Origin of the sequence: Nocardioides piscis (genome assembly GCF_011300215.1) — a bacterium.
Lineage (GTDB): Bacteria > Actinomycetota > Actinomycetes > Propionibacteriales > Nocardioidaceae > Nocardioides > Nocardioides piscis.
In genome coordinates, this window is the sequence record NZ_CP049866.1 from 2,652,544 (window position 1) to 2,667,378 (window position 14,835).

Consider the following 14,835-nt stretch of genomic DNA (forward strand, 5'->3'; position numbering starts at 1 on the left):
AGAGCCGCGAAGCGACTGCGCCCGCGGCTCGCCGGGTTCAGCGACCGGGCGTCAGGAGCTCGATCCGGGGCACGCGCCCCGGCTCCGGGCGCGGCTCGTAGTCGGGGGTCGGAATGTAGGGCTCCCAGGCGAGATAGGTCGTCAGGTGCTCCTGGACCACCGGGAGGACCTCCGCGACGGGCACGTCGCGGCCGAGCTCACGGCTGAGCGAGGTGACGCCCGCGTCAGCGATGCCGCACGGGACAAAGCGGTCGTACCACCCCAGGTCGACGTCGCAGTTGAGCGCGAAGCCGTGCATGGTCACGCCCCGGCTGACCCGGATCCCCAGGGCGGCGATCTTGCGCTCGGGGCCCCGTTCGTCGGCCTGCAGCCACACGCCGCTGCGCCCCGGCACCCGGGCGGTCGTGACGCCGAACCCGGCGCACACGGCGATCAGCGCCTCCTCGACGCGACGCACGTAGTCGACCACCTTGACGTGGTCGGGCAGGGCCACGATGGGGTAGCCCACCAGCTGGCCCGGACCGTGGAAGGTGATCTTGCCGCCGCGGTCGACGTCGATCACCGGCGCACCTCCCGGGTCGAGCGGACGCTCGTGCGGGTCGGTGCGCTTGCCGGCGGTGAAGACCGGGGGGTGCTCGAGCAGCAGCACCGTGCCGCTGCGAGTGCCCGCCACGACCTCTCCGTGGACCGACCGCTGGAGGTCCCATGCGGCGAGGTAGTCGACGGCGTCCCGGCCCAGACCGGCGATCTCGAACTGCATGTCCTGAGCCTACGCCTGTGGATGAGCCCCGACGGGTCGTGCGGAACTGGGGCACGGTGGGGGAGTGGATCCGCGACGGTTGGTGCCCTACCTCCTGGCCGTGACGGTGTGCGCCGTCGTGGCCACCACCGCCCTCTTCCTGGTCTCGCAGCGCGACTCGGCCCAGACGTCGACGACCGGTCCGCCGGCAGCCGCCGGGACCGACCCGCGGGCCGTGCTGGCCGACTGGGATGCGCGGCGCTCGGCTGCCTGGGCGGCCGGCGACGCCGAGGCGCTCGGCGACCTGTATGCCGACGGCTCACGCACCGGCCGGGTCGACGTCCGCATGCTCGGGGCATATGCCGATCGCGGACTGCGCGTCGAGGGTCTGACCACCCAGGTGCTGGCGCTCGAGGTGCTGGAGCAGTCAAACGACGAGCTGAGGCTAAGGGTGACCGACCGGGTCGCCGGGGGCGTCGTCCGGGGCGCCGCGTCGCGCCCGTCGCTGCCACGCGACCGCGCCAGCGTCCGCACCCTGACCCTCAGACGGATCGACGGCGCCTGGCTGATGGTGAGGGTGCGCGATCAGGACAGCGCCGCCGCCAGCACCTCGCGGACGTCGACGTCCTGGAAGTCATAGCCGGCGCGCTCCAACGCCGCCGGGCGGGCGTTGAGCGAGCCGAGCAGCTCGGGCGCCATCCGGCCCGCGGCGACCTTGAGCACCGACGACGGTGCGACGAGCAAGGCAGGGCGGTGGACGGCCTCGGCGAGCGCGCGGGTGAACTCGGCGTTCGTCGGCGTCTGCGGGCAGCAGAGGTTGAACTCGCCCGAGACGTCACGCGACTCGGCGAGGTAGGACACCGCACCCACCCAGTCGCGCAGCGAGATGATCGGGAAGTACTGCTGCCCGTCTCCCAGCCGCGCCCCGAGCCCCAGCCGGAAGAGCTGCCTGAGCTCCTTGAGCGGGGAGGACGCACGGTCGAGCACGGGTGCCGTGCGCAGCACGCACACACGGGTGCCGGCCTCGATCGCCGGAGCGGCCGCTGCCTGCCACTCCCGGGCGACCTGCGTCAGGAAGGCGTCACCCTGGCTGGTGCTGGTCTCGGTCAGCTCCTGGGCGCCGTGGTCGCCATACCAGCTGATGCCGTTGCCTGCGAGGAACGCGGGCGCTCGCTCGGCCCGCGCCACGGCCCGGGCCAGGACGTCGGTGGTGGCGAGCCGGCTCTCGAGAACGGCGTCCGCCTGCTTGCGCGAGTGTGGGTTGCCGGCGATGTTGGCGCCGGCCAGGTTGACCACGACGTCGGCGCGGTCGATGAGGTCCTGGTCGACCTGGTCGGCATAGGGGTCCCACTGGGACTGGTGCCTGGTCTGGGCGGGTCGACGGACCAGGTGGGTGACCTCGTGCCCCCCGACGCGCAGGTGCTCGGTCAGGTGGGTGCCGAGGAACCCGGATGCTCCGGCGATGACGACGCGCATGGCTCCACCTCACCACATCGACAAAACGCGGACCCCGGTCGCCGTGGGCGACCGGGGTCCGCGTCTGGTCGTGCGTGGTCGTGGCTCAGACCTCGAACTGGCCGCTCTCGAGGCGCGTCTTGACCGCCGACAGGAACCGGCCGGCGTCGGCGCCGTCGACCAGGCGGTGGTCGTAGGTCAGCGAGAAGTGGACCATGTGGCGCACGGCGATCGTCTCGCCGAGGTTGGGGTCGTCGATCACGACCGGCCGCTTCACGACGGCCCCGGGCCCGAGGATCGCCACCTGCGGGGTGTTGATGATCGGAGTGTCGAACAAGGCCCCGAAGCTGCCGAGGTTGGTGATGGTGAACGTCCCCCGGAGAGCTCGTCGGGACCGATCTTGTTGCTCCGGGTGCGCTCGGCGATGTCGGCGATCTTCTTCGCCAGGCCGGCGATCGAGAGGTCACCGGCGTCCTTGACGACCGGGGTCAGCAGGCCCTTCGGGGTGTCGACGGCGAACGCGATGTTCTCGCGGTCGTAGTAGGTCACCTTGCCGGCGTCGGTGTCGATCGCCGCGTTGAGCTTCGGGTGCTCCTTGAGGGTGTCGATGGCGGCCTTGGCGAAGAACGGGAGGTAGGTCAGCTTGACCCCCTCGCGCGCCAGGAAGTCCGCCTTCACCGACTCGCGCAGGCGCGCGATGGTGGTGACGTCGATCTCCATCACCTGCGTGAGCTGTGCGGTGGTCTGCAGGGAGCCGACCATGCGCTCGGCGATGATCTTGCGCAGTCGCGACAGGTCCTCGGTGGTCCCGCGGAGCGAGGCCGACGTGGAGCTGGCGGCCGGCTTGGGACTGCTGCTCGCGGCGGCGGCTGCCGGTGCGGCAGGCTGGGCTGCCGGCGCCGGCTGGCTGGCGGACTTGGCCTGGGCTGCCGCGTCGAGGACGTCCTGCTTGCGGATCCGGCCGCCCACACCGCTGCCCGTGACGGCGGCGAGGTCGACACCGTGCTGGTTGGCCAGCTTGCGGACTAGCGGGGTGACGTAGGAGCTCTGGTCGTCGGCGGCAGTCGTCTCCTGCTCGGGGGCTTCCTCGGCCTTCTCCTGCTGCTGCGGCTCAGCGGCGGGTGCTTCCTCGGCGGCGGGCTCGGCGGGCTTCTCCTCCGCGGCGGGCTCGGCCGGCTTCTCCTCGGCGGCGGGCTCGGCCGGCTTCTCCTCCGCGGGCTTCTCCTCGGCGGCGGGCTCGGCGGGCTTCTCCTCGGCGGCGGGAGCAGCCTCGCCGGAGCCGATGACAGCCAGCTCGGCGCCGACCTCGACGGTTTCGTCCTCCTCGGCCTTGATCTCCAGCAGCGTCCCGGCCACAGGCGAAGGGATTTCGGTGTCGACCTTGTCGGTGGAGACCTCGAGCAGCGGCTCGTCGACGGCGACGTCGTCGCCGACCTTCTTCAGCCAACGGGTGACCGTGCCCTCGGTCACCGACTCGCCGAGCGCAGGCAGGGTGACCGACGTGCCGCCGCCACCCCCGGCGGGCTTCTCCTCAGCGGCCGGCTTGGATTCCTCGGCCGGCGCATCCTGCTTCTCCGCCTCGGGCGTCTCGTCGCCGGCGGGGAGCTCGCCGGTCTCCTCGGCGATCTCCTCCTCCTGCTCGGTCTTCTTCTCCGACTCCTGCTCGTCCTTGGGCTCGGCCTCGGGCTCCGCGGTCTCGGTCGCCTCGCCACCACCCTCGCCCTCGTCACCCACGATGGCCAGCACGGCGCCGACCTCGACGGTGTCGTCCTCGTTGGCCTTGATCTCGAGCAGCTTGCCGGCCACGGGGGAGGGGATCTCGGTGTCCACCTTGTCGGTGGAGACCTCGAGCAGCGGCTCGTCGACAGCGACGTCGTCGCCGACCTGCTTGAGCCAGCGGGTGACGGTCCCCTCGGTGACGGATTCGCCGAGGGCGGGGAGGGTGACTTCGGAGGCCATGAGGATTCCTTCGCTCGCTGTGGTCGGGTGCGGTCGTGTCTGGTTCAGGAGTGTGCGTGGAGCGGCTTGCCGGCGAGAGCGAGGTGCGCCTCACCGAGGGCTTCGTTCTGGGTCGGGTGGGCGTGGACCAGCGGCGCGACGTCGTCGGCGTGGGCCTCCCAGCCATAGATCAGCTGGGCCTCGCCGATCAGCTCACCGACGCGGTCGCCGACCATGTGGACGCCCAGCACCGGCCCGTCCTTGAGGGCGACGAGCTTGACGAAGCCCTGGGTCTGGAGGATCTGGCTCTTGCCGTTGCCACCGAGGTCATAGGTGAGCGTGGTGACGTCATCGCCGTACTGCTCACGCGCGGCCGCCTCGTCGAGTCCCACCGAGGCGATCTCGGGGTGGGAGTAGGTGACACGCGGGATGCCCGCCTCGTCGATCGGCCGGGGGTCGAGCCCGGCGATCTCCTCGGCCACCAGGATGCCCTGCTGGAACCCACGGTGGGCGAGCTGCAGTCCGGGGACGATGTCACCGACGGCGAAGACTCCCTCGACGTTGGTGCGGCAGTGCTCGTCTGCGAGCACGAACCCGCGCTCCATCGCGACGCCCTGCTCCTCATAGCCCAGCCCGTCGGTCGAGGGGCCGCGGCCGACCGCGACCAGCATCAGCTCGGCCTCGATCACGTCGCCTCCCTCCACGGTCACCGCCACCCCGGACTCGGTGTGCTCGACGCTCTGGAAGGACGTGTTGGTGCGGAAGTCGATCTTGCGCTTGCGGAAGGCTCGCTCGAGCGCCTTGGAGGACGCCTCGTCCTCGACCGCCACGAGGCGCGGGAGCGCCTCGAGGATCGTGACCTTGGCGCCGAAGCTGGCCCAGACGCTGGCGAACTCGCACCCGATCACACCGCCGCCCAGCACGATCACCGACTCGGGCACCCGGTCGAGGGTGAGGGCGTGCTCGGAGGTGATCACCCGCTCACCGTCGATGTCGAGGCCGGGCAGGGTCTTGGCATAGGAGCCGGACGCGAGGACCACGTGCTTGCCGCTGTATGTCGCGTCGCCCACCGACACCGTCCGCGGGCCGGTCAGGCGCCCCTCACCCTCGATGACGGTGATGCCGCGCGACTTGACCAGCCCGGTGAGGCCTTTGAAGAGACGCGAGACGACGCCGTCCTTGTAGGAGTTGACGCCGGCCATGTCGATGCCGTCCAAGGTGGCGGTGACGCCGAACTTCGAGGCGTCGCGCGCGGAGTCAGCAACCTCGGCCGCGTGCAGCAGCGCCTTGGTGGGGATGCAGCCGACGTGCAGGCAGGTGCCGCCGAGCTTCCCCTTCTCGACCAGGCCGACCGTCAGGCCCAGCTGGGCCGCTCTCAGGGCACAGGCATAACCGCCCGATCCAGCCCCCAGGATGAGTACGTCGAATTCGCCCTCGCTCACGTGCTGCCTTCCGCATAGTCAGATGTGACGCTTGCTCATCCTTGCACTCTATGTGCGCCTGTCCACACCGGGTTGCCGACGGTCCTTCCCAGCGTGCGGGCACAATGTCGGCATGGGACTGCTTGACCGATTCCGCCGCTCCGGCCGCACGAGTCGCCCGCTGCGCGACGGCCTGCGCACCGGCTCCACGAGCGTGCGCGCCGCAGACGGTCACGACGTGGCCCACCTGACCGACTTCGTCACCGGCCGGCGCGGCGTCGAGGGGTTCGTCGAGCCGCGCACCGCAGTGAGCGACGTGACGCTGCTGCTCGTGGCCCACGACGGCGAGTGGACCCGCCGTCGGGTTCCGAGCGTGCAGTGGGCCCACAACTTCGCCAACAAGCACCAGGTGCCGTCCTACGACGCTGCCGTGGTCGGCATCCCGCAGCGGATGCGTGACTACAACCGGCGCAAGAAGGCCGGCGGGGCCTGACGGGTTCAGCCCTCCGCGAGCGTGCGGGCCAGCTCGACGAGCGTGGTGACCCCGAAGCCGGTGGCGCCGGTCGGGACATGACCGTAGGGGCCGCCCGAGTTGAGCTCCTTGCCGGCGATGTCGAGGTGGGCCCACGGCAGGCCGTCGGTGAACTCCCGCAGGAACGCGGCCGCCATCAGGCCGCCGCCCCACCTGACCCCGTCGTGCTGGAGGAGGTCGGCGATCTTCGAGGCGCCGACGCGCTCCTTCATCTCCTCGGGGATCGGCATCGGCCAGTGCTGCTCCCCGGCCCTGGTGCCGGCTGCCAGCACCGCGTCGACGATGTCAGCTGAGCCCATGACGGCACCGACTCGGTCGCCCAGCGCGAGCATCATGTGCCCGGTCAGGGTCGCGATGTCGACGACCAGGTCGGGCTTCTCCTCGACCGCGAGCACCAGGGCGTCCCCGAGCAGCATCCTGCCCTCGGCATCGGTGTTGGTGACCTCGACGGTCTTGCCGCCATACATCGTCACGACGTCGCTCGGGCGGAACGCGGACCCCGAGACCATGTTCTCGGCCATCGGCGCCCAGGCGGTCACCTTGATCGGCAGGCCGAGACGGGCGATGGCCAGGGTCGCGGTGACCACGCACGCGGCGCCGGCCATGTCAGCCTTCATCCCGGTCATCGAGCCGGCGGGCTTGATCGAGAGACCACCGGAGTCGAAGGTGATGCCCTTGCCGACCAGGGCGAGGTGGGTCCGGGCGCCCTTGGGGGAATAGGCGAGGCGGGCCAGGCGAGGCTTGGCGTCCGAGCCGTTGCCGACCGCCAGGGTGCCCCCGAGGCCACGGGACGTCAGCTCATCGTGGTCCCAGATCTCCAGCGCCACCTTGGGTGCGCCGCGACCCTTGGTCACGTCCTTGTGGGCCGCGGTCACGGCCTCGGCGAACGCGGCGGGAGTCAGGTGGCCGGGCGGTTCGTTGACCCACTCGCGGGTCTGGCGCACCGCGGCCGCGACGACCTGGGCGCGCTCGAAGGCCTCGGTGGCGTCGGTCTTGCGGGCGATGGGGGAGAGCACCACCACGTCCAGTGCCGAGGTGTCGCTGGGCGCGGCCGACTTGTGCCGGGTGAACGTGTAGCCGCCCAGCAGGTGGCCCTGGGTCACCGCGTCGACGAGTTGCGGGGTGTCGGCGGGCAGGGCGATCGCGACCGACACGGCGTTGGGCACGCTTCGGGCCGCGACACCAGCGGCTCGGCGTACGGCGGTCTCGTCGGTCTCGTCGACAGGCCCGAGCCCCACCAGCACCAGCAGCGGCGCGTTGATCGTCGAGGCCGTGGGGATGCGCACCGACTCGCCGGGCTTGCCGGTGAAGCCGAGCGAGGACAGCATCGGCAGCCACTTGCGGCCCCAGGCCGCGGCGACGTCGCTGCCTGCCTCGCAGACGACCGGCCCGGTGGGGGTCGAGCTGACTCCCACGACGACCGCCTCCGCCCTGGTCTTGGCGGGGCTGGCGTTGCGGAGGGTGTACGTCGTCGTCACCCCGGCACCATAGGCGCTGTCCACCGGCGATTCTCCTCCACGGTCGCTGGGGTAGGTTTCGGGACATGGCCGACGCGACCCTCAAGCAGTCCCCGTTGCACCAGCGACACGTCGCGCTCGGTGCGAAGTTCGCCGAGTTCGGCGGGTGGTCGATGCCGCTCGAATATCCCGCCGGCGTGGTCAAGGAGCACACCTGCGTGCGGGAGTCGGTGGGCGTCTTCGACGTCAGCCACCTCGGCAAGGCCATGGTCAGCGGCCCCGGCGCTGCCGCCTTCGTCAACGCGACGCTGTCCAACGACCTGGCCAAGATCCAGCCCGGCAAGGCGCAGTACACCCTGTGCTGCGACGCGGAGACCGGCGGCATCGTCGACGACCTCATCGCCTACTACCAGGACGACGAGCACGTCCTGCTCGTGCCCAACGCGGCCAACACCGCCGAGGTCGTACGCCGACTGCAGGCCGAGGCCCCGACGGTGTCTCGATCGTCGACCACCACGACGACTACGCCGTGCTCGCCGTCCAGGGGTCGAAGTCCGACGAGGTCCTCGAGCGAGTCGGGCTGCCGACCGGCCACGACTACATGTCCTTCGTCGAGGCCCAGCTGCCCGAGCTGGTGGGACCCGACACCGGGATCGTCGTGTGCCGCACCGGCTACACCGGTGAGCGGGGCTATGAGCTGATCGCCCGCAACGACATCGCCGGCCCGCTGTGGGACGCACTGATGGCGGCCGGCGAGGAGTTCGGGATGCTGGCCTGCGGTCTGGGGTCGCGCGACACCCTGCGGACCGAGATGGGCTATCCCCTCCACGGGCAGGACATCACCCTCGACGTCAACCCGGTGGAGGCCGGCCTGAGCTGGGCGGTGGGTTGGAAGAAGGAGGCCTTCTGGGGACGTGAGGCGCTCCTGGCCGTCAAGGAGGCCGGACCGAAGCGCAGGCTGCGCGGCCTGCTCGCCACCGGTCGTGGGATCCCGCGCCCGGGGATGGGGGTCACCCTCACCCAGGACGTCCCCCTGTGCGACATCACCTCCGGCACCTTCTCCCCGACGCTGAAGAAGGGCATCGGGTTGGCGCTCGTGCCGTCGATGGTCAACCCGGAGGCAGAGGTCGGCGTCGACGTGCGCGGCAGGCGCGAGATCTTCCAGCTGGTCAAGCCGCCGTTCGTCGACACGTCCGTCCGGGAGGCGTGATGCTGCCCGACCAGCCGCCGACGTTCCGTCAGCCCACTGCCGCCGACCGACCGTGGTGGTGGCGGCTGGAGGACGCCTCCGGCAACGAGGTCGCGCCCGAGGGGTTCGCCTCCGAGCGCTTCGCCTCCCAGGCCGATGCGGAGTCGTGGGTCGGGGAGATCTGGGCCGACATGGTCGAGGTGGGCGTCGCCGCGGTGACCCTGTTCGAGCACGAGCGCGAGGTCTACGGGCCGATGTCGCTGCACGCCTGATGCACGACTTCAGCCAGGTCGACGTCTTCGCCAGCTCACCGCTGGGCGGCAACCCGGTCGCCGTCGTCCACGACGCCGACGACCTGAGCTCCGAGCAGATGGCGTCCTTCGCCCGCTGGACCAACCTGAGCGAGACGACCTTCCTGCTCGCCCCGACGCGACCCGACGCCGACTACCGGCTGCGCATCTTCACCCCGGGCGGTGAGCTGCCGTTCGCCGGGCACCCCACGCTGGGGTCGGCGCACGCCTGGCTGGAGGCGGGGGGAGCCCCCCGCGGGGACCACGTGGTCCAGGAGTGCGGGGCTGGTCTCGTCGCCGTACGGCGTGGTGACGTGCTGGCCTTCGCGGCGCCTCCGCTGCTCCGCAGCGGTCCGGCGGACGACTCGACGCGGGAGGCGATCGCGCGGGCGCTGCGGATCGACGTGGGCGACATCGTCGCCGCGGAGTGGGTGGACAACGGCCCGGGGTGGGTCGCCGCCCAGCTGCGCGACGCCGACGCCGTCCTGGCGCTGCAGCCCGACTTCAGCGCGATGCACGACCTCGACCTGGGGGTCGTGGGGCTCCGCCCGCCCGGCTCCGAGACGGCCGTCGAGGTCAGGGGCTTCGCTCCCGAGCTGGCCGTCCCCGAGGACCCGGTCACGGGCTCCCTCAACGCGGGGATCGCGCAGTGGTTGATCGGCAACGGCACCCTGCCGTCGTCCTACGTGGCAGCCCAGGGCACGGTCCTCGGCCGCTCGGGCCGGGTCCACGTCGAGCAGGACGGCGACGTGATCTGGGTCGGCGGGGCCACCCGGACCACGGTCAGCGGTCGTGTCGATCTCGGCTGAGACGCTGCCCGACTAGAGTCCGTCACGTGCGCGCCTACCTCGACCTCCTGCAGCGTCTCCTCGACGAGGGCGTCGAGAAGTCCGACCGCACCGGCACCGGCACCTACAGCGTCTTCGGCCACCAGATGCGCTTCGACCTCTCGCAGGGGTTCCCGCTGGTGACGACGAAGAAGATCCACACCCGGTCGGTCTTCGGCGAGCTGCTGTGGTTCCTGCGCGGTGACACCAACATCAAGTGGCTCAAGGACCGGGGCATCTCGATCTGGGACGAGTGGGCCGACGAGAACGGCGACCTCGGCCCGGTCTACGGCCACCAGTGGCGCTCGTGGCCCACGCCCGACGGGCGTCACGTCGACCAGGTCGCGCAGGTGATCTCGCAGATCAAGGACGATCCCGACAGCCGTCGTCACATCGTCTCCGCGTGGAACGTCGCCGACATCGCCGACATGGCGCTGCCGCCGTGCCACACGCTCATCCAGTTCTATGTCGCGCCCTCGCAGGACGGCCCGGGTCGACTGTCGTGCCAGCTCTACCAGCGCTCCGGTGACGTCTTCCTCGGCGTGCCGTTCAACATTGCCTCCTACGCCCTGCTGACCCACATGGTCGCCCAGGTCACCGGGCTCGAGGTCGGCGACTTCGTCCACACGATCGGGGACGCCCACCTCTACTCCAACCACGTCGAGCAGGCGCGGCTCCAGCTGACCCGCGACCCTCGACCGCTGCCGCGGCTGGTGCTCAACCCCGCCGTCACCGAGATCGACGGATTCGACCTCGACGACATCGACCTCGAGGGCTACGACCCCCACCCCGGCATCAAGGCCCCCGTTGCCGTCTGAGGTGCCCCGCCCCGTCACCCTCGTCGCCGCGTATGCCGACAACCGGGTCATCGGCGACGCGGGCTCGATCCCGTGGCACATCAGTGAGGACTTCGCCCACTTCAAGGCGGTGACCATGGGCGGGGTGCTCGTCATGGGGCGAGCGACCTGGGACTCCATCGGTCGCCCGCTGCCGGGGCGCACCACGATCGTCCTGACCCGCGACCACGACTGGTCGGCCCCGGGCGCCCTGGTCGCGCACTCGCTCGAGGACGCCCTGTCGGTCGCCGAGTCCTGCACCGGCGAGGTGTTCGTCGTCGGTGGGGGGCAGGTCTACGAGCTGGCGCTGCCGATCGCCACCCACCAGGTCCTCACCGAGGTCCACGCCTCCCCGAACGGTGACGCCGTCTATCCGTGGTTCTCCCCGGACGAGTGGGTGGAGACCCGGCGCGAGTCGCGCCCCGACCTCGGACTCGACTGGGTGTGGTGGGAGCGGCTGCCGCCGGCAGCGTGAACACCATGGCGCTGACCCTCGACATCGACGACAACTCGCCGACGCACCCCTTCGAGCAGGTGCGGTCCCAGGTCGCCGACCTCGTCGACAGCGGTGCCCTCGAGCCGGGGTTCCGGCTGCCGCCCGTGCGCGCTCTGGCCACGAGTCTCGGGCTCGCCACCAACACGGTTGCCCGTGCCTACCGTGAGCTCGAGATCGCTGGTGTCGTGGAGACCCGAGGCCGCGCCGGGACGTTCGTCGCCGGACGCGGCGTGGAGCGGGCGGCCCGGGAGGCGGCGTCGGCATACGTGCGCTCGGTCCGCGACCTCGGGCTGGCTGACGACGAGGCGCTGGAGCACGTCCGGCGCGCGCTGGGGCTTGAGGTCCTCGGGACCAGGTCCAGGCGCGCCGAAGGCCCGAGCACCATGGGTGTCGGGCTCAGCGGGGCGGCTGGGGTCGTCGGTGGGGTGGGTCAGTCTGGACAATGAAGCCACCGGGCAACGTCCAGCGGTAGGAACCGTCTCGGAGCCGGCGATAGCTGAAGTCGGCATGCGTCTTGGCGCGGTGATGGCGGCGACACAGCGGTGCCAGGGCTTCGAGCGAGGTCTGTCCGGGAGGTCCGCCCTCGTCGGGCGGGACGTAGGGCTCGATGTGGTCGAGGTCGCAGGCGATCGACGGTCGGTTGCAGTGGGGGAAGACGCATGTCTCGTCGCGGAGACGCGCCGCCTCGGCCATGGCCGACGGCGGGTCGTGCCGGTCGACGGGGGCTATGAGCGAGGCGTCCAGGACCGGCCTGACGGTCACGTGCGCACCGACGAGCCATCGGGCCAGCCGCTCCAGGAGCACCGGCCCGAGGCGACTGGTCGCCACCCCGCCTTGTCCAGGTCGCAGGGGGTCGAGCAGGTCGGACGCGGTGACGTGGAGCACCAGACTCGGCGATCCGCTGGCGTGCGCGGGCGCTCGGCGATACGGGGAGGACGGGGTGAACCCGGCGTCCTCCGCGGCTGGGCTCGTCTCACCGTCGTCCAGGGCTCCAGTCTCGCGATCAACAACCGCAAGCAGGTCTAGCGCCCGCTGCGGATCGGCCAGGATCCCGACCGAGCGGGCGCGACGCACGTCGAGGTCCTGCGGGTCGCCGAGCGCCCCCAACGTGGCCGCCATGGCGGACACGGTGTCGTCGAAAGCCTCCGCGTCGGCGGTGTCGAGCGTCATGTGCACCTGGCTGGTGCTGGGCGCGCCGGCATCGTGCTGCACATCGACCCGACGGCTCGCAAGAGCGGAGTCGTGGTCGGCATGGGCGCGGTCGGGATCGGCGTAGAGCCGGGCTTCTTGGACCAGGACACCGATCCGGTGTGGATTGAGGCGGGTCGGCTGCCATGCCAGCAGCCGATCCGCATGAGCGGCCGCATCGACGTCGAGGTCGCGGGACTCCTGGGCAGCCAACCTGGCGAGGGAGGCAGGCACCCGGAGCTCGTGCACCAGCGCCCAGAGGCGGGGGAGGCGGTGCGCCAGGTCGAGGGCGTCGCCGATGAGCGCGTTGGCGGCCTCATGGGAGATGCCGACGGCGCCGGCGTATTCGACCGGGGCGAACTCCGCCACCAGCGGAGCGCCCACTCCGGCGAGCGAGATCGTGCGCTCGCCCCACAGTGCCGTCGGCGACCCGGTCCAGGAGGCAGCGTGGCCCGTCGACACGGCTGGGTGGGCGTGGGCCCAGTCGAGGGCCGCGGTCAGCTCGGCCGCCTCGGCGCGGCGCCTGGCAGATCGCGCCGCGACTGCCCGGTCCAGCACGGACCGGGAGTTCCGGGTGCTGGAGGGGTGAGTCGCGGTGCTGGTCATTGATCCATTGGATCAGGGACCACTGACAGTGACGGGCAAGCGGCCAGGACCGGTGGAACAGAGGGACAACCGAGCGAAGCCGGCACAGCGGAGATTCGAACCGGGTGCCGCCATCTCGACCGGTGACTACGAGGGCAAGGTTCCGGAACACATCTCCCTCCACCCCGGGGCTCCGGCACAGTGAGCGCCGGTGGGCACGACCAAGGCTGGAGACACCTATGCTCCAGCCGTGAGCACCCCCGCATCCTCGACCGAGTCCGCCACGATCACCAGGCGCGGCAAGCGCCGCTGGCTGCGCCGTACGGCGATCGCGCTGGTCCTCCTCCTGGTCGTCGGCCTGGTCGCGTTCTTCTCCCTGGCGCCCGGCATCGTCGAGAAGGGGATGAACCAGGTCGTCGCGGGCGACCTGCCTGCCGTCTCCGACGAGACCCAGGCCCTCCACGACGAGCTGACCATCATCGACATGCACTCCGACACCCTGATGTGGGACCGCGACCTGCTCGAGCGCGCCGACCGCGGCCACATGGACCTGCCGCGGCTGGAGGAGGGCAACGTGGCGCTGCAGGTGTTCTCGTCGGTGTCCAAGTCGCCGAAGCAGCAGAACTACGACGCCAACAGCGACGAGACCGACAACATCACGCTGCTCACCTTCGCCCAGCTGCAGCCGCCCCGGACGTGGACCTCGCTGCTGGAGCGGTCGCTCTATCACGCGGAGAAGCTCGAGAAGGCCGCCGAGAGGTCCGACGGCGCCCTCCTGCTGGTGCGGACGAAGAGCGACCTGGATGAGCTGGTCGAGGCCCGCGAGGCGGGGGAGCAGGTCACCGGCGCGCTCTTCTCCGTCGAGGGCCTGCACAACCTGGAGGGCGACCCCGACAACCTCCAGGCGCTCTTCGACGCGGGGACGCGGATGGCGGGATTCACCCACTTCTTCGACAACGAGGTCTCCGGGTCGATGCACGGGATCGAGAAGGACGGCCTGACCCAGACAGGCCGCGAGGTGCTGGCCGAGATGGAGCGACTGGGCATCGTCGTCGACATCGCGCACGCCAGCGAGCCGGCGGTGGCGGAGATCCTGGACGCGGCGACCCGCCCGGTGGTCGCCAGCCACGGCGGGGTCCAGGCCACCTGCGAGGTCAATCGCAACCTCAGCGACGAGCAGATCGAGGGCGTCGCCGCGACCGGTGGCGTGGTCGGGATCGGCTACTGGGACGCGGCCATCTGCGAGACCACGCCTGCTGCGGTCGTGGACGCGCTCGAGCACGTCATCGAGGTCGGCGGCATCGAGACCGCGGCCCTGGGCAGCGACTTCGACGGCGCGACCACGGTCGCCTGGGACACCAGCCAGATCGCGGTGATCACCGAGGAGCTGAGGGCTCGCGGACACAGCGACCGTGACATCGCAGCCATCATGGGCGGCAACACGCTGCGGGTGCTGCGCGAGGTGCTGCCCCAGTGACAGCCCCCATCGTCGTCGCGGCCGTGGCCATCGTCCGCGACGGCTGCGTCCTGACGGTCCGCAAGGAGGGCACGAGCAGGTTCATGCTCGTCGGCGGCAAGCTCGAGCCCGGCGAGACGCCACTGGACGCCGCGTTGCGCGAGACCAGGGAAGAAGTCGGGATCGACGTCGTCGACCTCGAGCTGCTCGGTGAGTTCGTCTCCGAGGCCGCCAACGAACCGGGCCACGAGCTCCACTCCACGGTCTTCGTCGGTATGGCGGACGCCGACCCCGTCGCGGCCGGCGAGATCGCCGAGGTGCGCTGGACCGACATGGAGCGTGCGGCAGCAGGGGACTACGACGACCTGGCCCCGATGCTCGAGCACGACGCCCTCAGGCTGCTGCGGGCTCCCTAGCCCCGGGGCG

15 protein-coding genes and 2 pseudogenes are annotated in these 14,835 nt (G+C 71.1%); 11 read left to right on the forward strand and 6 right to left on the reverse strand.

The annotated features are described in order from the left end of the window. Window positions 1-37: 37 nt before the first annotated feature. Entirely contained in the window at window positions 38-760 is a 723-nt protein-coding gene (lipB, locus tag G7071_RS13040) for a lipoyl(octanoyl) transferase LipB (protein WP_166319456.1), read from the reverse strand. Between the two features lie 64 nt (window positions 761-824). On the opposite strand from lipB, the gene G7071_RS13045 reads away from it, so the two are divergent. Then, the gene (locus G7071_RS13045; protein WP_166319458.1) at window positions 825-1,379 is read left to right on the forward strand and encodes a hypothetical protein; all 555 of its coding nucleotides are present in this window, start codon (window positions 825-827) and stop codon (window positions 1,377-1,379) included. On the opposite strand, the gene G7071_RS13050 is transcribed toward G7071_RS13045, so the two are convergent. From G7071_RS13050 to lpdA, 3 genes and pseudogenes are all read right to left on the reverse strand, one after another. After that, a complete protein-coding gene (locus tag G7071_RS13050) occupies window positions 1,325-2,215 on the reverse strand; it encodes a TIGR01777 family oxidoreductase (protein ID WP_166319460.1) in 891 nt (296 codons plus the stop codon). The genes G7071_RS13045 and G7071_RS13050 overlap by 55 nt on opposite strands. An 85-nt stretch (window positions 2,216-2,300) precedes the next feature. Continuing rightward, window positions 2,301-4,153, reverse strand: a pseudogene (gene sucB / locus G7071_RS13055) (2-oxoglutarate dehydrogenase, E2 component, dihydrolipoamide succinyltransferase). Between the two features lie 44 nt (window positions 4,154-4,197). Next, complete coding sequence (gene lpdA, locus G7071_RS13060) at window positions 4,198-5,574, reverse strand: dihydrolipoyl dehydrogenase (protein WP_166319462.1); 1,377 nt, start codon at window positions 5,572-5,574, stop codon at window positions 4,198-4,200. Between the two features lie 112 nt (window positions 5,575-5,686). On the opposite strand from lpdA, the gene G7071_RS13065 reads away from it, so the two are divergent. After that, on the forward strand, window positions 5,687-6,046 hold the full coding sequence (locus tag G7071_RS13065) for a hypothetical protein (protein ID WP_246209991.1): 360 nt from the start codon (window positions 5,687-5,689) through the stop codon (window positions 6,044-6,046). Window positions 6,047-6,051: 5 nt separating this feature from the next. Here G7071_RS13065 and G7071_RS13070 read toward each other — a convergent pair whose 3' ends face one another. After that, window positions 6,052-7,587, reverse strand: a complete 1,536-nt coding sequence (locus G7071_RS13070; protein WP_246209992.1) for a leucyl aminopeptidase — start codon at window positions 7,585-7,587, stop codon at window positions 6,052-6,054. A gap of 128 nt (window positions 7,588-7,715) precedes the next feature. Here G7071_RS13070 and G7071_RS19860 point away from each other — a divergent pair. From G7071_RS19860 to G7071_RS13100, 7 genes and pseudogenes are all read left to right on the forward strand, one after another. Continuing rightward, window positions 7,716-8,380, forward strand: a pseudogene (locus G7071_RS19860) (aminomethyltransferase family protein); the annotation flags it as partial. A 165-nt stretch (window positions 8,381-8,545) separates the two neighbouring features. Continuing rightward, window positions 8,546-8,752 carry a glycine cleavage T C-terminal barrel domain-containing protein gene (locus G7071_RS19865; protein WP_343043569.1) on the forward strand — a complete coding sequence of 69 codons (207 nt, stop codon included), beginning with the start codon at window positions 8,546-8,548 and terminating at the stop codon, window positions 8,750-8,752. Continuing rightward, window positions 8,752-9,003 (forward strand): hypothetical protein, encoded by a 252-nt coding sequence (locus G7071_RS13080; RefSeq protein ID WP_166319464.1) that lies wholly within the window; start codon window positions 8,752-8,754, stop codon window positions 9,001-9,003. The genes G7071_RS19865 and G7071_RS13080 overlap by 1 nt, the downstream gene beginning before the upstream one ends. Beyond that, entirely contained in the window at window positions 9,003-9,830 is an 828-nt protein-coding gene (locus G7071_RS13085) for a PhzF family phenazine biosynthesis protein (protein WP_166319466.1), read from the forward strand. Before G7071_RS13080 ends, G7071_RS13085 begins: the two co-directional genes overlap by 1 nt. Window positions 9,831-9,856: 26 nt before the next feature. After that, window positions 9,857-10,666 (forward strand): thymidylate synthase, encoded by an 810-nt coding sequence (locus tag G7071_RS13090; RefSeq protein WP_166319468.1) that lies wholly within the window; start codon window positions 9,857-9,859, stop codon window positions 10,664-10,666. Window position 10,667: 1 nt separating this feature from the next. Beyond that, window positions 10,668-11,159, forward strand: coding sequence for a dihydrofolate reductase (locus G7071_RS13095; RefSeq protein ID WP_166319470.1), 492 nt, complete (start codon window positions 10,668-10,670; stop codon window positions 11,157-11,159). 5 nt (window positions 11,160-11,164) lie between these two features. Next, complete coding sequence (locus tag G7071_RS13100) at window positions 11,165-11,626, forward strand: GntR family transcriptional regulator (protein ID WP_166319472.1); 462 nt, start codon at window positions 11,165-11,167, stop codon at window positions 11,624-11,626. Here G7071_RS13100 and G7071_RS13105 read toward each other — a convergent pair. After that, a complete protein-coding gene (locus G7071_RS13105) occupies window positions 11,577-12,974 on the reverse strand; it encodes an HNH endonuclease signature motif containing protein (protein WP_166319474.1) in 1,398 nt (465 codons plus the stop codon). The genes G7071_RS13100 and G7071_RS13105 overlap by 50 nt on opposite strands. Before the next feature lie 229 nt (window positions 12,975-13,203). On the opposite strand from G7071_RS13105, the gene G7071_RS13110 reads away from it, so the two are divergent. Both G7071_RS13110 and G7071_RS13115 read left to right on the forward strand, forming a co-directional pair. Then, complete coding sequence (locus tag G7071_RS13110; protein ID WP_246209993.1) at window positions 13,204-14,430, forward strand: dipeptidase; 1,227 nt, start codon at window positions 13,204-13,206, stop codon at window positions 14,428-14,430. Next, a complete protein-coding gene (locus tag G7071_RS13115) occupies window positions 14,427-14,825 on the forward strand; it encodes an NUDIX hydrolase (protein WP_206062807.1) in 399 nt (132 codons plus the stop codon). Before G7071_RS13110 ends, G7071_RS13115 begins: the two co-directional genes overlap by 4 nt. The last annotated feature ends 10 nt before the right edge of the window (window positions 14,826-14,835 follow it).